The organism is Phocaeicola sp. RTP21198st1_B8_RTP21198_201120 (assembly GCF_040929485.1).
GTDB lineage: Bacteria > Bacteroidota > Bacteroidia > Bacteroidales > Bacteroidaceae > Phocaeicola > Phocaeicola dorei.
In genome coordinates this window covers 98,649-119,283 of the sequence record NZ_JBCOCI010000006.1, presented here as the reverse complement: position 1 = coordinate 119,283, position 20,635 = coordinate 98,649, and the positions used below count along the sequence as shown (strand labels likewise).

The 20,635-nt window shown below is 45.1% G+C and carries 20 protein-coding genes; 6 read left to right on the top strand and 14 right to left on the bottom strand.

The features are described from left to right. Positions 1-121: 121 nt before the first annotated feature. The 9 genes from AB5935_RS05290 to AB5935_RS05250 all read right to left on the bottom strand — a co-directional run bounded on the left by AB5935_RS05290 (position 122) and on the right by AB5935_RS05250 (position 8,915). Entirely contained in the window at positions 122-733 is a 612-nt protein-coding gene (locus AB5935_RS05290) for a response regulator transcription factor (RefSeq protein ID WP_007838373.1), read from the bottom strand. Continuing rightward, positions 730-1,425 (bottom strand): hemerythrin domain-containing protein, encoded by a 696-nt coding sequence (locus AB5935_RS05285; RefSeq protein WP_007843954.1) that lies wholly within the window; start codon positions 1,423-1,425, stop codon positions 730-732. The genes AB5935_RS05290 and AB5935_RS05285 overlap by 4 nt, the downstream gene beginning before the upstream one ends. 126 nt (positions 1,426-1,551) lie before the next feature. Then, positions 1,552-2,016: a TspO/MBR family protein gene (locus tag AB5935_RS05280; protein ID WP_007843949.1), complete on the bottom strand. Its 465-nt coding sequence runs from the start codon at positions 2,014-2,016 to the stop codon at positions 1,552-1,554. A gap of 284 nt (positions 2,017-2,300) precedes the next feature. Next, on the bottom strand, positions 2,301-3,026 hold the full coding sequence (locus AB5935_RS05275; protein WP_007838363.1) for a LytR/AlgR family response regulator transcription factor: 726 nt from the start codon (positions 3,024-3,026) through the stop codon (positions 2,301-2,303). Then, a complete protein-coding gene (locus AB5935_RS05270) occupies positions 3,023-4,078 on the bottom strand; it encodes a sensor histidine kinase (protein WP_038609305.1) in 1,056 nt (351 codons plus the stop codon). Before AB5935_RS05270 ends, AB5935_RS05275 begins: the two co-directional genes overlap by 4 nt. A gap of 221 nt (positions 4,079-4,299) precedes the next feature. Continuing rightward, on the bottom strand, positions 4,300-5,520 hold the full coding sequence (locus AB5935_RS05265) for an ABC transporter permease (protein ID WP_038609302.1): 1,221 nt from the start codon (positions 5,518-5,520) through the stop codon (positions 4,300-4,302). Positions 5,521-5,538: 18 nt separating this feature from the next. Continuing rightward, the gene (locus tag AB5935_RS05260; RefSeq protein WP_007838354.1) at positions 5,539-6,282 is read right to left on the bottom strand and encodes an ABC transporter ATP-binding protein; all 744 of its coding nucleotides are present in this window, start codon (positions 6,280-6,282) and stop codon (positions 5,539-5,541) included. A gap of 41 nt (positions 6,283-6,323) precedes the next feature. Next, entirely contained in the window at positions 6,324-7,547 is a 1,224-nt protein-coding gene (locus tag AB5935_RS05255; protein WP_368327343.1) for an efflux RND transporter periplasmic adaptor subunit, read from the bottom strand. Positions 7,548-7,571: 24 nt separating this feature from the next. Further along, the gene (locus tag AB5935_RS05250; protein ID WP_038609299.1) at positions 7,572-8,915 is read right to left on the bottom strand and encodes a TolC family protein; all 1,344 of its coding nucleotides are present in this window, start codon (positions 8,913-8,915) and stop codon (positions 7,572-7,574) included. Positions 8,916-9,068: 153 nt separating this feature from the next. Between AB5935_RS05250 and AB5935_RS05245 the strand changes: the two genes are divergently transcribed. The 3 genes from AB5935_RS05245 (at position 9,069) to cydB (ending at position 12,022) form a co-directional block, all read left to right on the top strand. Then, positions 9,069-9,287, top strand: a complete 219-nt coding sequence (locus tag AB5935_RS05245) for a DUF4492 domain-containing protein (RefSeq protein ID WP_007838346.1) — start codon at positions 9,069-9,071, stop codon at positions 9,285-9,287. Positions 9,288-9,310: 23 nt separating this feature from the next. Continuing rightward, the gene (locus AB5935_RS05240; protein WP_038609295.1) at positions 9,311-10,813 is read left to right on the top strand and encodes a cytochrome ubiquinol oxidase subunit I; all 1,503 of its coding nucleotides are present in this window, start codon (positions 9,311-9,313) and stop codon (positions 10,811-10,813) included. Between the two features lie 63 nt (positions 10,814-10,876). Beyond that, positions 10,877-12,022 (top strand): cytochrome d ubiquinol oxidase subunit II, encoded by a 1,146-nt coding sequence (cydB, locus tag AB5935_RS05235; protein WP_007838344.1) that lies wholly within the window; start codon positions 10,877-10,879, stop codon positions 12,020-12,022. Positions 12,023-12,317: 295 nt separating this feature from the next. Here the strand turns inward: cydB and pgl are convergent, their stop codons facing one another. Genes pgl through gnd form a run of 3 tightly spaced genes read right to left on the bottom strand, consistent with a single transcriptional unit; the run spans position 12,318 to position 16,076 of the window. Next, entirely contained in the window at positions 12,318-13,022 is a 705-nt protein-coding gene (pgl, locus tag AB5935_RS05230; protein WP_038609292.1) for a 6-phosphogluconolactonase, read from the bottom strand. A gap of 60 nt (positions 13,023-13,082) precedes the next feature. Then, positions 13,083-14,591: a glucose-6-phosphate dehydrogenase gene (zwf, locus tag AB5935_RS05225; protein ID WP_007838342.1), complete on the bottom strand. Its 1,509-nt coding sequence runs from the start codon at positions 14,589-14,591 to the stop codon at positions 13,083-13,085. A 48-nt stretch (positions 14,592-14,639) separates the two neighbouring features. Continuing rightward, positions 14,640-16,076, bottom strand: coding sequence for a decarboxylating NADP(+)-dependent phosphogluconate dehydrogenase (gnd, locus tag AB5935_RS05220; protein WP_038609290.1), 1,437 nt, complete (start codon positions 16,074-16,076; stop codon positions 14,640-14,642). 84 nt (positions 16,077-16,160) lie between these two features. Here gnd and AB5935_RS05215 point away from each other — a divergent pair, with 84 nt between their 5' ends. The 3 genes from AB5935_RS05215 (at position 16,161) to AB5935_RS05205 (ending at position 18,176) form a co-directional block, all read left to right on the top strand. Beyond that, positions 16,161-17,339 (top strand): dicarboxylate/amino acid:cation symporter, encoded by a 1,179-nt coding sequence (locus tag AB5935_RS05215; protein WP_038609286.1) that lies wholly within the window; start codon positions 16,161-16,163, stop codon positions 17,337-17,339. 121 nt (positions 17,340-17,460) lie between these two features. After that, the gene (locus tag AB5935_RS05210; protein WP_007838333.1) at positions 17,461-17,775 is read left to right on the top strand and encodes a nucleotidyltransferase domain-containing protein; all 315 of its coding nucleotides are present in this window, start codon (positions 17,461-17,463) and stop codon (positions 17,773-17,775) included. Further along, positions 17,772-18,176: a HEPN domain-containing protein gene (locus AB5935_RS05205; RefSeq protein WP_008652268.1), complete on the top strand. Its 405-nt coding sequence runs from the start codon at positions 17,772-17,774 to the stop codon at positions 18,174-18,176. The genes AB5935_RS05210 and AB5935_RS05205 overlap by 4 nt, the downstream gene beginning before the upstream one ends. A gap of 127 nt (positions 18,177-18,303) precedes the next feature. Here the strand turns inward: AB5935_RS05205 and AB5935_RS05200 are convergent, their stop codons facing one another. Continuing rightward, positions 18,304-19,473 carry a porin gene (locus AB5935_RS05200; protein ID WP_007852378.1) on the bottom strand — a complete coding sequence of 390 codons (1,170 nt, stop codon included), beginning with the start codon at positions 19,471-19,473 and terminating at the stop codon, positions 18,304-18,306. 87 nt (positions 19,474-19,560) lie between these two features. Continuing rightward, positions 19,561-20,619, bottom strand: a complete 1,059-nt coding sequence (gene ansB / locus AB5935_RS05195; protein WP_007843930.1) for an L-asparaginase 2 — start codon at positions 20,617-20,619, stop codon at positions 19,561-19,563. Between the last annotated feature and the right edge of the window lie 16 nt (positions 20,620-20,635).

The following is a 20,635-nucleotide window of genomic DNA, read 5'->3' as shown; positions in this document are numbered from 1 at the left end:
ACTTTGTGGTTTACGTAATTTCTATATGACTAACTTATAGTGCAAAGATAGAGGTTAGAGGCCACATCCACAATCACTTCATTTAGGTATTCTATCTTATTCCACTCACTATTTATAGGTATTATAAGTTCATCTTCACCTCGCTTAGTTCAACCAGTTTATTTACGATAGCGTAAATAGTCAATCCGGCAGGTGAATGTATCTGTAGCTTGCGCGCAATATTCCGGCGGTGAGTTATCACCGTATGAATGGAGAGGAACAGTTTTTCCGCCGTTTCCTTATTTGTCATTCCACGTACCACGCAACAAATAATTTCTTTCTCACGCTGGCTCAACGTTTCCTGTTCGCCATCCGTCTCATCCACACCAAGATTCATCAGATCTACTAACTTTTTATTTAAAACTTCGATGTCATCATACAGCGCTATACTCTCATCGTAACCCTTCAACAAATTTGTATCTGTGACTGAACACAGCAAAGAAACGCACTTGGTAGATGCCTGTGGATAGTTCGATTTAAACTCGTCCACGTTAAACCATCCTCCGAAAGTAGGATTTATAATTAGAATATCCGGCTGATGTCCCTGCATACAATTCTGCAGTCCTTCAAGAGAAGTTATTTCCACCGGCTGTATTGTAAGATCAGGCATGCGCTTCAGCACAGCCACAAGTCCGCTACGCACAATGACTGACGTTTCGGCCACCGCAACGTGCACAGGTTCTGTCCGTTTCATTTCCCCTCCTTTTCTAGCCTAAGTACAGCAGGCACAAACAAGTAGTCCTCTACGCGGCAATGGGATGCCAAATCTTGTTCACAACTGAATATGTCGAATAATACGGCGTTCAACAAATGGTTATTTCCTTTTGCCGGATAATATTTAATAATGATGTTTTTTAGCTCAGTCAGTGTCGCATCTATCTGATCATGCCTGCGGGCAAACTGTGAGATACGGAATCCTCCCGTTTCTCGTCCTGCCATCAGATTCTCTACGTAGGTAAACACATTCATATCTTCATAATCCATGTGTTTACGCACTTCTCCGGCATACTGATCAAAAAATTTCAAAATGAGAAATGCAACCTCATTTTCCGTGGAACAATCTATAGCTTCTATCAGTTTACGACGTATAGTAGGCAGACAGAAATCAAGGAAATAATGATGTGCCTGTTTTAAATAATTCATCAATGAAGGCATAGAAATGTCCTTCACATCGTCCTCCATCCGGTCGCTATCTTCAATCATGAAGTTCACCACCGCAAGGAAAGTACGACAATCCACTCCATTTTCACGGCACACCTCCTGTACAGTCTTGTCTCCAAACCCCAACGAAAGATCAAAACGGCTCATTACCTGTAGCAATGTATAGTTATCACAGATAAGATAACTCATTTTGTCCGTCGGAGTATATTTACTTGTTTTATACATAGTTATGTTTTTTGTTTCTCTTTATGGCCGCAAAGTTACGGAAAATCACTAGGGTTATCAATCACTATAAATAGGTATTTTTTCTTGTACCCCATAATTCCCGTTCAACTAGCCAATGACAGTCTTCTAATTATACATTAATATATAGCCGTTAAGATAAGTGGCAAGAATCAACCACAAAAGATAAGGAACAAAAAGGTATGCCGAAGATTTCTTCACCGGATAACTTTCTATCATATAATAAACAACAAGCACATCCAGCACCAAAATGTTTGCAAAACCTAGCAACGGACTCCGGAGATAAAAGAAGAAAATGCTCCATGTAAAATTAAACAAGAGCTGGAACCCGAATAATCTGATAATCATTTGTCGTCTTATTGTCCACATATGCCAAATCAACCCGATAGAAATTCCCATGCACAGATAGATAAGGCTCCAAGCAATGGGAAAAGCCATATCAGGTGGTGTAAGAGAAGGTTTGTCCAATGTAGGATACCAGTTGAGTATGGCCTCCGACTGAAAATAAGAAGCAGTACAGCCTACACCAAAACAGATGAGTATGGCAATCAGTATGGGGATTATTTTTTTCATAAGGAGAATTATTTCTATTTATACTATGATTAACAAACCAATCTCTGGATTTGTTGCAGAAACAGAACACTTCTCCCATACAGGTATCTAAAAAACGTGCTCCCATTCGTTCGCTTACGATGGGAGCACTTACAACACAAAAACTAAACTAGACTTAACTAAACTATTCTATTAAGAAGTTTCACAACTTCCCTTGTCTATGCCGCAAATATAAAAAGATTATTTCTTTTTAGCAAAAGGATATCGACAAAATATCAACTTTTATCGTTCAAATATCAACTTTTTCAAACAGAATGACTATTTAAGTACATCTGTAACTCCTGTTTATAACTATCGGAAATCGGAATATACTCCTTACCGAAAACAATCCGCCCCCGGTCAACCACCTTGATTTTACTCTTTTGCACTATAAACGAGCGATGTACGCGAATGAAACGACTAGAAGGAAGCTTCTCTTCCATAGCTTTCATACTGACAAGTGACAAGATAGCTTTCGGCTCATCCTCCACATGTATTTTAATATAATCCTTCAACCCTTCTATATATAGTATTCGGTCTAAAGCAATTCGGAGCAATTTATAATCACTTTTTACATATATACAATCATCCGCCTCATCAGCATCAACACCATTATCTGCCTTCTGTTTCAGTTCATACCATTGCACCGCTTTATTCACCGATTGCAAAAAATCGACATAGCTGATAGGTTTCAACAAATAGTCCAAGGCATTGACTTTATAACTATCCAAGGCATACTGTCCGAATGCAGTAGTAAAAATAATCCTTGTTTCGGGACTGACCATGCGTGAAAACTCCAAACCGTTCAACTCGGGCATTTGAATATCAAGGAACAAGACATGTACCTCCTCGCGGAGAGGAATTTCTGTCATAGCTTGCACCGCGCTGGAATACCTCCCTACCAACCGGAGAAAAGAAGTTTTTTCCACATAGCTTCTCAGCAATTCCAAAGCCAGCGGTTCGTCATCGACAATAGCGCAATTCAGTATCATAAGCTTTTAGTCTGTATGGTTAATATAGAAGAATATACCTGTCCGTCTTCACTGACACCTTTTATCCATTCGTAATGTCCCGGATAAATCAGTTCCAGCCGTTTGCTTACCTGTTCCAGCCCCACCCCGCTTCCGCTTTTATCTTGTCCGGACTTCGGGTGGTTGCTGTTAAGAATCTCACATCTCACCGTACCATCCGTATGCCCGGAGATAGAGATCCTGATAAAACTGTCTACCGTGGGGCTGATACCATGCTTGAACGCATTTTCTATCAGTGATATGAAAATAAGGGGAGCGATCTGCAACGCACCTCCGGAGTCTGCCTCCAAATTCACACTTACTTCTACCTGCTGTGGCAGACGGATACGCATCAAGGCTACATAATTACGGATAAAGTCCAATTCTTTTTCAAGTGGGACAAAAGTCTGCTGATTGTCATAGAGCACATGCCGCAACAATTTGCTCAGTTCCTGTACCGCCTCCTGCGCCTTGTCACTGTTAAAAGCAATCAAGGCATAAATATTATTTAATGTATTGAGCAGAAAATGAGGGTTCAGCTGGTTCTTCAAGTTTTTCAGCTCCGCTTCCGTCTTTTGCCTCTCAGCTTCCATCAAACGCTCTTCCGCCTGACGCCAACGCAGACTGGTACGAATGGCCGCACCCAACCCGGCGACGAATATCATCATCCCCATATCCCGCGCATAGAATATCCATCGAGGTGGAATATGACGCGCAAATTCAGGAGGCGGAGGCGTACTTATACTTTCCAGAAATACATGAAGAAGCACACTCAGGCAGAGTATCAGCACGGCATTGCTCAGAATATACTTACGCATTTCATCCGTGAACATATAGCGGGGAACCAGCCACAAGTAATTGACATAGAAGATAACGAAATAGCACAGAGGAACACAACTGTGCCGCAAGAATTGGGCCAGGTTAAAGCCGCTTCCCCGGTCCATAAAGACCAACGGGAAGCCAAATATGAGCAGCCAACTGACGATATGGATGCTCAGTTCCAAAAAACGTCGCTGTGAAAATAATTGTTTCATATAGGCAAAGATAAGAAAGATTAGGTTAGAAATAAGATTTCTACGGCTCTTATTCTGTTATTCATACGTTCAAGTTTGGCTTCCCACAGCTATGGGCCGCGCTCTTCACAGTTATGGAGAGCGCAACCCATAGTTATGAGGAGCGCTCTCCACAACCGTGGGGAGGCAAACCCGAACGTATGTTCCGGCATTTCTCTCCATACAGAAAACCTTTTCCGCCCTTATTCATAACGCAAAGCGTCTATCGGGTCAAGGTCTGCGGCCTTCTTTGCCGGATACCATCCGAAGAACACACCAGTAACGGTACATACCAGAAAGGAGAGCAACACGCTCCAAGGTTGGATAAACACAGGCCAATGCGCTATTGCCTTAATCATAAAGCTGGCTCCGCAACCTATAATCACTCCTATCAAGCCACCCGTAATACTGATCAGGATAGCCTCTATCAAAAACTGGCTCAGAATATCGACCCCTCGTGCCCCGACCGACATGCGCAGACCGATCTCACGGGTACGTTCTGTTACAGACACATACATGATATTCATGATACCAATACCTCCGACTACCAGAGAGATGCCGGCAATACAAGCCAGCAAAGTGGTCATCAGGTCCGTTGTGGTGTTGAGCATACTGCTCAATTCCTGCTGGGTGCGGATGGTAAAGTCGTCAGCGTCCGTTTCTTTCAGCTTATGTTCACGGCGCAGGATGGTCGTTATCTCATCTACTGCTTCCTCGGTCATTTCTTCTGTCAGAGCCGAAGCAAAAATTCCACTTAGGTAAGTCTGTGCCAGCAGTCGTTTCATCACCGTGCTATAAGGAGCCAGTACCACATCGTCCTGGTCCATGCCCATCGAGTTATACCCTTTTGATTTCAGCACACCGATTACCCGGAAAGGAATTTGGTTACAACGAATCACTTTCCCTATCGGATCCGATCCGTCGGGAAAAAGATTATCGACAATGGTCTTGCCGATGACACAGACCTTGGCTGCCGTACGGATGTCATTCTCGGTAAACATCTCCCCCTGTTCCACGGTGAGCTGGCGTATGGTAAGATAATCCATACTTACACCACTCACCGAAGACGGGTAGTTGTTGGCTCCCGCAACAAGTTGCCCCGAAGAAGAAACGTTGGGACTGATGTCGGAGAGATAAGTACACTCTTCGCTCAACTTTTCATAATTTTCCAGTTTCAGCGTCTGCATGGCCGAAGGGTCTTGGCGGACCCCTCCACGCATCTCTGCTCCCGGATGAATCATAATCATGTTTGACCCCATCTCCGAGATTTGTTGCTGGATGCTCTTTTTCGAGCCCTGACCGATGGCAAGCATAGCAATGACTGATGCCACACCGATGATGATCCCCAACATGGTGAGGAAAGCGCGGAGCTTGTTGTTGGCAAGGGCCCGGAGAGCTATTTTAAATAGATTTGTTCCGTTCATAATGATTCTTTTTTATGGTTAGTCCTCGTCATTCTTGGGCAAGGCAGCCAGTGCGGCAGCGGCCGAAAGGATCTGAGGATTGACGGTATCTTCCACTACATGCCCGTCACGCAAGCGGATATTACGGCTGCTATACTGGGCTATTTCGGGATTGTGAGTGACAAAAATAAGCGTACGGCCTTCGGCGTGCAACTTTTGGAAAAGTACCAGAATTTCGAAAGAGGTACGGGTATCCAGATTACCGGTCGCCTCATCAGCCAAAATAACGGCAGGATTATTCACCAAGGCACGGGCAATGGCCACACGTTGCATCTGTCCGCCGGACATCTGATTGGATTTATGTTCCAGACGGTCACCCAGTCCCACAGCTATCAGTGATTCAATGGCACGTTTCCGTCTTTCGGAAGCCGATACGGACGAGTTATACATCAAGGGCAACTCCACATTCTCTACGGCAGTCGTCTTAGGCAACAGATTATAGTTCTGAAATACGAAACCTATTTTACGATTGCGCAACACAGCCCTCTGAGGTTTGCTCATGGTACGCACGGACACACCATCCAACAGGTATTCACCACTGGTAGGGGTATCAAGACATCCCAAAGTATTCAGCAGAGTGGACTTGCCGGAACCGGAAGTACCCATGATCGTAACAAACTCTCCCTCGTAGATGGTAAAAGAGATGCCACGCAGGGCGTGGACGGTTTCATCGCCTACCTGGAAGTTCCGTTTTATATTTTGTAATTCGATTATCTTTTTCATGTGATTTATTCTTTCAATGTAAACGGAAGCATTACCTTTTATTACTTGTTCTTTTTCTTATTGCTTCCCGGAGGGCCTGGCATGAACGGACTTCTTTCACCTTCTCCGGCAGACGGTTCTTCCATTCCAGGCATAGCACCTTTCACTACCGTTTCTGTCACTACCGGTGTATTTTCAGTGATGCCACTCACAATCTCTGTCTTGCTGCCATCAGTAATACCTATTTTTACAGGATGGGCGGTAAAGGTATTGTTATCCAGTGTCCACACTTTATGACTGCTCTGGCAATCGTTTATCTTACGGCCTCCCACTATGTCCTTGTTGGGAGTAAAGCGCAAAGCCTTGTTGGGAACGGTCAACACATTATCCTTAGTCAATGTATAAATGGTAGCGTTGGCGGTAAGACGCGGTTTCTGTTTCAAATCGGGATTATCAGCTGTTATCACTACCTCATAAGTAACTACAGTGGTGCTGGTGGTTGTTGAAGAGCTGCTGCTCGTGCTGTTCGTGCTTCCCAAACGAATCTGTCTGACTACTCCTTCGAACACATCATCGGGATAAGCATCCACGGTAAAGGTTACACGGGCTCCTTCCTCCACCCCGGCAATATCGGCTTCATCCACATCGGCCACCACCTGCATCTTGGTCAAGTCGGCAGCGATGGTGAACAGTGTCGGAGTCTCGAAACCAGATGCTACGGTCTGTCCTTCTTCCACATCACGGCTGGTCACCACTCCATCAATGGGCGAGGTGATGGTTGCGTATGACAGGTTACGCTCAGCCTTTGCCAGAGCCGCCTTGCTTTGCTCCAATGCACTTTGGGCACGTTGGAAATTATAAACCGTTTCTTCATAGTCCGTATCGCTGATTAATTGCTTCTCGTGCAGCTTACGGTTACGGTCGTATAATTTCTTCTGATAGTCGTACTCTGCCTTATTGCCGTCATAGGTGGCCTTTGCCGACTGAAGTTCACTTTGCAATGTCACTTTATCCATCTCGGCTATCAATTCTCCTTTCTTTACCACGGAGTTGTAATCCACATAAATCTTATCAATGATACCGGATACCTGCGTACCCACTTCCACCTCTGTCACCGGCTCTATGGTTCCGGTAGCAGTGATGAAATTGCTGACATTGCCTTTCGTTACAGCTTCCGTTGCGAAATCGACCGTACTTTTCCCCTCCGGTCCGCCAAGCATCCAGAAACCGCCTGCCACGACCACTACGGCTACCGCTGTAGTGAGGATAATTTTCTTCTTTTCCATAATATAATATGTATAGCGTTATGATTATAATTTTATATCCTGACCTGCATAGAAGTCCAGTAAAGTCCGGTCCAGGATAGCCATATATTTGGCCTGGATACGTTGCTGCTGTGCACTGAGCAGGTTATTTTTCTCGGTAAGCAACTCTACGGTATTCTTCATTCCCAAATTGAACTGCTCGCTGACCATCTCGTAACTGGCCTGGCTACTTTTCAGTTTGCTTTCGGCCGCCGCATATTGCTCTTGAGCGTTAGTAGCGTCCAGCCACAGACTTTCTATATTCTTATAGAGTTCCTTTTGTTTGTTTATCAGATCGAGCAGACTACTATCATATTGCAAGCGTGCCTTCTGTACGGCACTTTTATTCTGGCGGTTATCAAAAATCGGAATATTTATGTTCAATCCTATCATATTGTTCCAGCCATACTTCATTTGTTTGCTCCAGCTATTGTCACTGGCACTGTTTGTCATACTCCCCGTAGATGCACTCAAACTGATGGTAGGGAGATAGCCGGCTTTAGCCACTGATATATCCAGTTTGGAATTCTCGATGCTCAACTTGCTGCTTTGGATTTCCGGACGTGATGCCAAAGCCTGCTGATAAACATCCTCCTGAGCAGGCAGCGGTTGCAAGACATGCTCATCGGCCAGTTCGGGAAGAACCAAATCCATTTCTTCCGTACCGTCCAGTTCCAACAACTGCTTCAACTGCAATTTATAGTCACGCAAGGAACTTTCAGAGGTCACCAACTGATATTTGTCACTGCTTACCTGTGATTCCAGCTGCGCCAAATCGGCCTTCGAAATACTCCCTTCCTGAAAGAGCTCTTTGCCCCTGTCGTATGTGGCCTGGCTCACCTGTAAGGTATTCCGGTTAATCTTCACCGACTCGTCGGCATAAAGTATCTGGATGAAAATTTGTGCAATCTGCTCTTGCAGAGAGTTCTCCGTTTCGGTTACGGCAAGCCCTGCTATCTGCTGACTAGTCCTCCTCTGCTTGATCGTATTCAAGCGTTTGTTACCGTTCCACAAGGTCCACTGCGCGTTCAGACCATAGTTTCCATTATAAGTGGTTTTACTATCACTACTGATGATCTCCGTTCCGCTTACCGTGTTACTGGTTTCCTGATACGGACGGTTCGTCACATTCTGTCCTGTGCTGAACGACAGACTGGGAAAGAGGGCGGCTTTGGCGGTTTTCACATCTACCGAGCTCTCTTCCAATGAGATTTTATCCTGCTGCAATTGGATATTTTTCTCCAATGCATAGTCAATGCAGTCGTCCAGCGTCCATTTTTTGGCTTCTTGGGCGGAAACCGAAGTAACCGCGGCCAAAATCATTGCGAAATATACTACTCGTTGTCTCATCCTTTTTACTATTTAATTTGTTAATACAAAAGTAGAGGACCGTGATATTTTTAGCAATAAATATAGATTTGCGGAAGATTTCTATGGACAAAAACTTGCTTTTTACCGATAAAGTGTTTTTCTTTGTAATTATTACAACTTTAAGATAAATTTATGAATGATTCTTTGTTAACACGCATCTGGATATTCTATCGCGACGGCTTTCGCGAGATGACCTTGGGACGTACCCTCTGGGCGATTATTCTTATCAAATTATTCATCATGTTCTTTATTCTGAAACTTTTCTTTTTCCCCTCCTTCCTTGGCGGCAAGACAACGGAAGAGAAACAACAGTATGTAGGTGAAGAGTTAATAGAACGGGCAAATCCATAAACATTTAAATAAATCAGAAAGTTATGTTTGAAAACATTGACACTTCGTTAATTGACTGGTCAAGAGCGCAGTTTGCTTTGACGGCCATGTATCACTGGCTTTTCGTGCCTCTCACTTTGGGATTGGCTGTGATAATGGGGCTCATGGAGACCTTTTATGTGACAACAGGTAAGGAATTCTGGAAGAACACAGCCAAGTTCTGGATGAAACTGTTTGGAATCAATTTCGCCGTAGGTGTCGCCACCGGTCTGATTCTGGAATTTGAGTTCGGAACCAACTGGAGTAACTATTCCTGGTTTGTGGGAGATATTTTCGGAGCCCCACTGGCCATCGAAGGAATCCTGGCATTTTTTATGGAAGCCACTTTCATTGCCGTTATGTTCTTCGGCTGGAACAAAGTGAGCAAGCGTTTCCACCTGGCATCCACCTGGCTCACCGGACTGGGAGCAACGATCTCCGCCTGGTGGATTCTGGTCGCCAATGCCTGGATGCAATATCCTGTAGGGATGGCTTTCAATCCCGAAACAGTAAGAAATGAAATGGTGGACTTTGCAGCTGTCGCCCTCTCTCCCATGGCTGTCGCCAAGTTCTTCCACACAGTGTTAAGCAGCTGGATACTGGGAGCCGTTTTTGTAGTAGGAATAAGTTGTTGGTATTTACTGCGCAACCGTCAGAAGGAGTTCGCTCTGAGCAGCATTAAAGTTGCCGCCGCCGTAGGTCTGTTCGCTTCCCTCGTCACTGCATGGACGGGTGATATTTCGGGAGTACAGGTAGCCAAAGTGCAGCCTATGAAAATGGCCGCCGCCGAAGGATTACACGATGGTGGAAACGGAGTGCCCTTCACCATTGTAGGAGATTTGAAAATCCCCAAAATGCTTTCCATTCTTGCCACTCACGACATAGACGGCTATGTACCGGGTATCAACAATCTGTTGGAAGGTGGTTATCAGATGCCCGACGGTACAACGGCTTTATCGGCCGAAGAGAAAATTAAACGCGGACAGATTGCCATCGCCGCTCTGGATGCATTCCGCAAAGCGCATAAGGCAGGTGACGAAGCAAGCGCCGCCGTAGCTTGCAAGACATTGGACGAAAACGTGAAATATTTTGGTTACGGATATATCAAGGACCCCACCCATCTGGTTCCTAATGTGGGACTTACTTTCTGGTCATTCCGGGTCATGGTGGGACTGGGAGGTTATTTCATCCTGTTCTTTATCATCGTATTGATTGCATCGAAAAAAGAGAAACTGGCCGATATGCGATGGCTGCAACGGGTGGCTTTGTGGACTATTCCGCTAGCCTACATCGGTAGTCAGGCAGGCTGGGTGGTAGCCGAGGTAGGGCGCCAGCCATGGGCTATACAGGATATGCTGCCCGTAGGAGCAGCCATCTCCAAGTTACAGACCGGGTCTGTACAACTTACTTTCTTTATCTTCCTTCTGTTGTTCACCGTTCTGCTCTTTGCAGAAATAGGTATTATGCTGAAGGCTATCAAGAAAGGGCCGGAGGGAATCAAGAATTGAGAACTAAGGTTTCTTCAGTTCTATCTTTCAATATTCAATTCTCCATTTTTAAATTAGAACATTATGGACTATATATTTTTACAAAATTATTGGTGGTTCCTGGTATCGTTACTGGGAGCCCTGTTAGTGTTCCTGCTCTTTGTACAGGGTGGTAATTCCTTATTGTTCACGCTGGGACGCAATGACGAAGAACGTGCCTTGCTGGTAAACTCCACAGGACGCAAGTGGGAGTTTACTTTTACCACTTTAGTTACTTTCGGGGGCGCTTTCTTCGCTTCTTTCCCACTGTTCTACAGTACCAGCTTCGGCGGTGCTTACTGGTTGTGGATGATTATTCTTTTCAGTTTCGTATTGCAGGCTGTCTCATACGAGTTCCAGTCCAAGCTGGGCAATCTGCTGGGCAAACGCACTTACCAATGGTTTCTGGTTATAAACGGCATTGTGGGTCCGTTGTTGCTGGGAGGAGCCGTGGCTACTTTCTTTACCGGCTCCAATTTCCTGGTTAATAAAGGCAACATGGGCAATGAACTGATGCCTGTCATCAGCAGTTGGGCCAACGGATGGCACGGACTGGATGCGCTGACTAATCCTTGGAATCTGGTCTTGGGATTCGCCGTATTCTTCCTGGCCCGTCTTTTGGGTAATCTTTATTTTATCAATAACATCCGGGATAAAGACTTGATTCCCCGTTGCCGCCGTCAGCTTATAACCGATGCGATTCCTTTCCTTATCCTGTTTCTGGCTTTCGTTATCCGCACTTTATTAGCCGACGGTTTCGCTGTAAATCCCGAAACAAAGGAAATTTATATGGAACCTTACAAGTATTTCCTCAATCTGATGGATATACCCCTATTGCTGGTATTGTTCCTCATCGGAGTGGTCGGGGTTCTTTGGGGCATTGGAAAAGCTGTATTCAGCAAGACTGCCACCAATGGTATCTGGTTTGCCGGTCCCGGTGTCGTGCTCACTGTATTAGCTTTATTACTTTGCGCAGGATATAATAATACAGCTTACTACCCGTCTACAGCCGATTTACAAAGTTCGCTGACTTTGGCCAACAGTTGCTCCAGCGAGTTTACCCTACGCACCATGGCATACGTTTCCATTCTGGTACCTTTCGTTCTGGCCTATATCATTTATGCTTGGCGTGCCATAGACCGCAAGCCCATTACCGCAAAGGAACTGGAACAAGACGGACACGCTTATTAAAGAGTCTTAATGGATTATAGTGAAGGCATCCTGTTTTGCAAATAGCTGTAAACAGGATGCCTTTCTATGTTAAATAACATTGTTTCAACCTATAAAATGAAGAGAATATCTTGCAAATTTCCGAAATATCCGTACCTTTGCATTGTGTTTTTCATAGTATTAGATTTAAGGTTAACAAAGGTTGGAGCAAGGCGTTGCTCCTTTTTTTATATCTATAGGACACATAGCGTCCATAGTTGATTCATTTCCCATCTAGAAAGTTATTTTCGTTTAAACTCTTCATCTCAAAGAAATATTATGATACAAGTGATGCATACAGTTGCGGATTACGTGCATGATGCCAGATATAGGATGCCGGATAGACCTCTTCTTTATTTTTATCAAGGATTTCTTTCAGAATACTGCATTTGTTCTCGCCCGTCACCAGAAAACAGGTATGCCGGGCTTCTATCAAAGGACGTCCCGTCATGCATATACGCACTGTTTTATTATAAGGATTGACGGACACCTCATACGGTTCCCCGGCGGTAAGAAGTTCCTGACGATCGGGGAAAATGGATGATGTATGCCCGTCCTCTCCTATCCCTAATAATACAAAATCAAAAACAGGCACACCGTCCATGGTCGGAACGGTGGTCTTGACTATGGAAGAATACTGTTTGGCTTCTTCTTCGGGAGTGCCCTCACCCACAATACGGTAGTAATGACTGGCAGGAATACCTACCTTGCCAAGCAGCAGACGATGGGCCAGGCCAAAGTTGCTCTGATCATCGCCAGGTGGCACGCAACGCTCGTCCACCCAATAGAAATAAATACGGGGCCAAGGGGTATATGCGGCATATTCACGCTCCCAAACCTCAAAAAGTGTGGCAGGAGTAGTTCCTCCGGAAAGAGCAATGGTAAAAGGCCGTTCAGGCTCTTTATCCATCGCTTCCAATATATGAGTTATCAAGGCTTGCGACGCTTGTACAGGCGACGCATACAAGTTATGGTCAATCATCTTATTCACTATTTATTACTCAGAGTTTGCTGTTTAAATTTACTATTCACAGATGACGACTTACAATTTACAGTATAAATTGGAATGTGTCAGATTCTTGCACGGGTTTGTCCATTCGGCATGACTGCGGTTGATCAACACATCCGCTTCTTTCGGTCCCCATGTTCCTGCAGGATACCCATAAAGAGGAGTTTCGGGATGCTTCTTCCAATAATCCAGAATCTTGTCAAAGTAAGTCCAGCTCTCGTCCACGGCATCGGAACGGGTAAAAAGTGTAGGATCACCCGCCAGACTGTCTTCCAACAGGCGTACGTACGCATCCCCCGTTTCCTGATCGTGCTGGTCATAGCTGAAATCCATCTCCATGGTTCCCATATAGAAACCGGCACCAGGTTCTTTCATGGCTATGCGCTGAAGAATTCCCTCGTCGGGCTGAATACGGATAATCAGTTCCTCACCTTTATACAAGCCCTCCTTCATTTGAAACATCTGCATAGGGGCCGGTTTGAAATGAATCACAATTTCGGTCACCTTGGTAGGCATCTGCTTGCCGGTACGGATATAAAAAGGTACTCCCTGCCAACGCCAGTTGTCCACATACAGGCACATCGCCACGTAGGTATCCGTACGGGAATCAGGATGAACATTCTTTTCTTCACGATAACCGATACGGTCGTCACCGGCAATATATTGTCCGCGGACAACGTTATCACGGATATACTCATCAGTCAGCGGACGAAGGGACTGATAGACTTTGATCACCTCGTTACGAAAACCATTCTTGTCAAACTTGGCAGGCGGTTCCATGGCAGTAATGGCAAGCAACTGCATCAGGTGGTTCTGTACCATATCACGCAGAGCTCCCGCTCCGTCATAATACCCTCCGCGAGTACCTATACCCATATTTTCCACCGCAGTGATTTCCACATGATCTATATAGTTACGGTTCCATATCGGTTCGTAAATGGTACTTCCAAAACGGGTCACCATAATATTCTGTACCGTTTCCTTGCCTAGGAAATGATCGATACGGTAAATATCCTCTTCTTTAAAATAAGCGGCATAGATCTTATTCAGTTTCTGAGCAGAAGCAAGGTCGTATCCAAAAGGCTTCTCGACAATGATACGCTTTAATCCGGGCTTTTTCAGCAAGCCCGCATCATGCAGATATTTCGGAATCAGTTCATAAAGCAATGGCGGAGTGGCCAGGTAGAATAAATAATTCCCATTATTCTCATATTGAGGTGAAAGCTCCTTCAGACGGTCATTCAGCAGAGAATAAGTGGTTTCGTCCGCCGGGTCCATGGACTGATAATGGACAGTAGAGAGAAAATCGTCCAATGTTTCCATCTCTTCTTTTGTAAGAGAACCGGACTTTATCAGTTCTTCTTTCAGATAAGCACGATAGGTTTCGTCCGTATATGCAGTACGGGCACAGCCGATAATGGCAAAATGCTCGGGGAAGCGTTTCCCGTTATGTATCTTTATCAGGGCAGGCATCAGTTTGCGCCGGGTTAAATCACCGGATGCACCGAAGATGACCAAAAATAAACTATGTGGTAAACTCATGATTCTTTCTTTTAAAAATGAATGTATAATGCTTTGTGTTGCGACGTATCAATAGTTGTCTTCCCAATGTTCGTGGAAAAATTCCCCCCGTGGACTGTCCACACGCTCGAAGGTATGAGCTCCGAAATAATCACGCATCGCCTGGATCATATTGGCCGGGGAATGGTTGGTGGTCAGACCCAGAAAATAATTCAACGCTGCGGAAAGTACAGGTACGGGCAATCCTTCTTTCAACATGACACCGATGTATTTCTTCCACGCGGGCAGGGCTTCCGTTACTTCCCGTCCGAAATGCTCGTCCAGCAACAGATGCGACAATCCCGGCGCACGGCGATAGGCCTCGGCAATGTCGTTCAAGAAAGCGGAACGGATAATGCATCCGGCACGCCACAACAGGGCGATGGTGGAAAGATTCAATTTCCAGCCATATTGTTCACTGGCAGTGCGCATCAGAGCAAACCCTTGCGCATAACCTATCAGACGGGCGGCATACAAGGTACTCTCCAATCCGGCCACCGTATCCTGATAATTATATACCGGATGATTCTCCACATGCATATAATGCTGGGACATCAGCACACGCAAGTTCTTCTCCGCCGACAGATTACGGGCAAAAACAGCCTCGGCAATCACGTCCAGCGGCGTATTGAGTTGCAGAGAGTTAATGACACTCCAACGACCCGTTCCTTTTTGTCCGGCAGCATCCAGAATGTTGTCGAGCAAATAACCGCCTCCTTGTTCTTTATGACGCAGAATGGCTGAAGTAATCTCTATCAGGTAACTGTGCAGGTGTCCTTTGTTCCATTGTTCAAAAATATCCGCCATCTGTTCGTTCTTCAATGCCAGCAGATGCTTCATGGCGAAATAAGTTTCAGCTATCAACTGCATATCCCCATATTCTATGCCATTGTGCACCATCTTCACATAGTGGCCTGCCCCACCGGGCCCCACCCATTCGCAACACGGAGTGCCGTCCTCGGCTTTTGCCGCAATACTTTTCAGCATCGGCTGAATGACCGGCCATGCCTCTTGCGCACCACCAGGCATGATAGACGCTCCATGCAGAGCACCCTCCTCACCTCCTGAGATACCGCAACCTACAAAGTACATTCCTTTATCATAAAGTTCCTTCACACGACGTTCCGTATCTTCATAATAAGAGTTCCCTCCATCAATGAGGATATCGCCCTTATCCAGTAAAGGAAGCAGCTTACCCATCAGTTCATCGACAGCCGGACCTGCCTGTACCATCAAGAGGATGACACGCGGAGCTTTCAGCGCTTCGACAAAATCCGTCAGTTCATTACTGCCTATGATACCTTTTCCTTTGGCACGGTTTGCTATAAAGTTATCTACTACATTTTCTTCTTTTCCGGGAACGGTACGGTTCCATACTACGACCTTCCATCCCTTGTCAGCGAGATTCAGAGCAAGGTTCTGCCCCATCACGCCTAATCCGATTAATCCTATATCTGCCTTTTCCATAAATTGTTCTTTTTATATTTAACAATTTAATAGGTAATTTGTTCAATAATTCTATCTTTGCAATTTGAACAATAGCACATTATCATGAAGAGGTTAAAAATCGGCTTATTAGCCCGGATTATCATCGCCATCGCATTGGGTATAGGATTCGGAAACGTTCTTCCCGGCGAACTGGTGAGAGTATTTGTGACTTTCAACGGGATCTTCAGCGAGTTCCTGGGTTTCATCATTCCGTTGATTATTCTCGGGCTGGTCACTCCCGCCATTGCCGATATCGGCAAGGAGGCGGGAAAGATGCTGGTAATCACAACGTTGGTGGCATACGGCGCCACTTTGTTCTCCGGATTCCTGTCTTATTTCACCGGAGTGACTTTATTCCCTTCCATGATTGCTCCGGGAGCGCCGATAGAACAAATCAGTGAAGCGCATGACATTTCTCCGTTCTTCACCGTAGGCATTCCTCCGGTGATGAATGTGATGACTTCCTTGATCCTGGCCTTCACGCTAGGTCTGGGCATCGCACATCTGGATAGTACAGCGCTGAAAAACGTATGTAACGATTTCAAAGAAATCATAGTCAAGACCATCCAGACGGTGATTCTGCCCCTGCTGCCTATCTATATATTCGGTATATTCCTGAATATGACTCATTCCGGACAGGTATATAACATTCTGATGGTATTCATTAAAATTATCGGAGTAATTTTCCTGCTTCACATCTTCCTGCTGGTTTTTCAATATACCATTGCAGCGCTGTTTGTGCACCGGAACCCGTTCAAACTACTGGGAAAGATGATGCCTGCCTATTTCACAGCATTGGGCACACAGTCATCGGCGGCCACCATTCCGGTGACTTTGCGGCAGACCATCAAGAATGGGGTTACGGAGGATATAGCCGGATTTGTCATTCCGCTATGCGCCACAATTCATCTGTCGGGAAGCACACTGAAGATTGTCGCTTGCGCACTGGCACTGATGATTATGCAAGGAATGCCTTTTGATTTCCCCATGTTTGCAGGATTTATCTTTATGCTGGGAATTACAATGGTAGCCGCACCTGGAGTACCGGGAGGAGCCATCATGGCTGCATTGGGGATCCTGTCTTCCATGCTGGGATTCGGAGAAAGTGAACAGGCTTTGATGATAGCACTTTACATTGCCATGGATAGTTTCGGCACTGCTTGCAATGTGACGGGCGATGGGGCTATCGCATTGATTATTGATAAGTTTTTCGGGAAGAAAAACCACCGGTCTATACAATAGAAAAAGCATTATCGAACTAAATAAGGCCAGAAAGAAAAAGATATTTTTAGAAACAGGGCAGTAACAAGTTGACATTTTTTCATTATCTTTGTTTCTATAAAATAGAGAAAGGAGAAAAATCATGCGAAGAACCGAAATTGTAGATATGATACGCAGTATCCTCCACAAAGTAGCACCAAATGCCCAAATCATACTTTATGGATCGGAAGCTCGCGGAGAGGCTCGCCCAGACAGTGATATCGATCTGCTTATTCTTGTAGATGAGCCACAGCTTACTCCAGAATACGAGCAGGAAATTATCCGTCCGCTTTATGAACTGGAAGTAAAATCGGGAGTTATTATCAGCCCAATGATTATGCTGCGCAGATTATGGGAGAACCGTCCCTTTCAGACTCCGTTTTCGCTGAACGTAATGAATGAAGGGATAGTGTTATGAAGCAGGAACTATCCCCCGAGCACCGCGTTGCCTTGATTCAATACCGTTTTGAACGAGCGTATAAGACTTTGGAAGAAGCTGACTATATGCGTGTGGGAAATTATTTTAACGCCGCCATCAACCGCCTTTATTATGCCTGCTTTTATGCAGCCACCGGTTTGTTAATAGCTAAGGGAATCGAGGCAGGCACCCACAATGGAGTAAAAACAATGTTGTCCTATCACTTTGTGCGCACAGGAGTACTGAGTCTGGAACATGGCAGCACATTCAGCAACTTGTTTGACAAACGGCACAGTGGAGACTACGAAGACTTTGCCTATTGCGATGCCGCATTGGTAGATTATCTCAGACCACGTGCCGAAGCTTTCATCAAATCGGTAGAAAGTCTGGCTCAAGAATAAATTGATCGCTCCCAAACAAAAACAAACATATTCTTTCTGCCCTTCTATCGTCTTCATCCTGCCATTACGCTATCTCCAAGAGGAGGTAACGCAATGCAGAATAACAAACAAAAAAGGAAAACATGAGCTAGAATACAGGCATCTGCCAAATGAATCCCACTGACACACGATGGGTACTGAAATTGTCCTCACCCAATGCCTTCGCACGATCGGTATATTTATAGGAACGCCCCACGTATGCCAGGAAGAAGTGCAGATTGCTCTCCATCGGATAAAATTCTATTCCTCCTGCATATCCCCATGCCGTGCGATATTTACCTTTTTCCACTTCATCGCTTGCCTTATAAACGGAAGCCGTTTCATACATTCCTTTTGCAAACAAGTTCCACTTCGGGGCAAAACGATAATTCACATGCAACACATAGGACATATATTCGGCATTAAAAGCATTGTGTGCCTGATTATCAGTTCCTACTATACTAGTTATAATCCCTTTACGGTCTACCCCTTCATGAGAATACATCCAGTCAAAATAGGCGTGCCATTTAGGGCTGAAATTAAACTCATTACCCAAAGCATAATAATACATCTTCTCGCCTTTCGTTTCGTTCATGACAGAGGCAGACCAACGGGTTTTGAAAACATCCAGAAAATTACCATTCCAGTTCAAGGTATAAACCAACGGCAGTTTGGTACGTTCCAAATCCCCGTACATCTCCTCGGACGGCCCGTTCAGACTGTTCAATACCTGAAATTGTATCTGCTGATAAGGATTATAGTTGTATGCCACATTCAAACCGGTCATGAAGTTACTCATGTGCTCTATCATGTCACTATATTCGTAAATATCAATCGGATTCAAATCAAATTCTATACCACCATACGAGGCACATTGCTTTCCGGCAAAAAATGAGAACTTATTTAATTTGATGCCTACTCCCGCCCAATCTATGCTGGTAGGTACATTATCTATATTGCCGGAACCATCGTTACCCCGATTCAGACGCTGACGGTAACGATAGCTCAACCAGTCATTGATATCTCCCTTCATCTCGATACGGAGTTGCTTCATTTCGAATGCGCCCCGATCAAATCCGGAGTCGTTCCATTTCATATTGAAATCACCGTGCATATTAAGATAGAGATTGAACTTGTCCGTTTTCTTCTTGATACCGGTGACTTCTTCAAACAGGCTTTTGTCACCGGCCATGAAATCACTTCCGGAAGATTGGGCATATAAAGGGTAAGTGCCTGAGACAGCAAGGGCTGTCAGGCATACTAACATTATTCTTTTCATAAGTCAAAGTTTTAGGTTGTAATGTATTCTCTTTTTCTTTTATGCGCACAAAAGAAAAAGAGATAAAAAGAAAAAGTGCCGGATGGACTAGTATACGTTGAAGTATTCCTGAATTTTCTTCCAGTCTTTTGTCTTAGTCAACGCCAGCATCAACAACACACGTGCCTTCTGAGGGTTCAACTCCTGTGAGGCCACAAATTGGTATTTATTATCATCCACCTCAGCATCCAAGGTAGTCGGTCCGGTAGGAACACGGCTGGAACGCACTACCAAAATACCTTGTTGACGGGCCTTTTCCAACATCGGAAACAAATTCTGATGAATGTTGCCATTCCCCACACCGGCATGAACAATACCCTGATACCCATTATTCAAGAAAGGAGTCATGATATCAGCTTCTACATTGGAATAACTGTAAACGATACCTACTTTCGGCAACTTGTCAAGGTGGGTTACATCAAAATCGGAACCGGTGGTATGGCGTTTCAAAGATTCCATATTATAGAAAACCTTACCATTCAATACATATCCCAACGCACCGGAGTTAGGGGACTGGAAAGTCTGTACATCCACCGTATTGGTCTTCATGGCTCCGTGAGCTCCCAAAATCAAACCATTCATAGCAATTACGACACCTTTTCCCCGTGATTCCCTGGCGGCGGCAGTGACTACTGCATTATACAAGTTCAGCGGTCCGTCCGCACTCATGGCCGTAGAGGGGCGCATGGCTCCTACCAATACAACAGGCTTGTCACTCTTCACAGTCAAGTTCAGGAAAAAGGCGGTTTCTTCCATCGTGTCAGTCCCGTGGGTAATCACGATACCGTCCACATCTCCACGGCTGAAAAGCTCGTTGATACGCTTGGCCAACGTCAGCCATACGGCATCATTCATGTCCTGAGAGCCGATTTTTACAATCTGTTCCCCGGTCACATTGGCTATTTTGTTCACTTCGGGAACCGCTTCCAGCAATGTGCTGATAGCCACCTGTCCGGCAGTATAATTTGTTTTAGTAGCCGAAGCGCCTGTTCCGGCAATAGTCCCTCCTGTAGCCAATATATGGATATTAGGCTTTTGGGCGACAGCAGCCAATGTGGTACATACCAGCATTGCCGCCATAAGGCTGAGTTTTCTTAATCCGTTCATAATCTTTTCAAGTTTA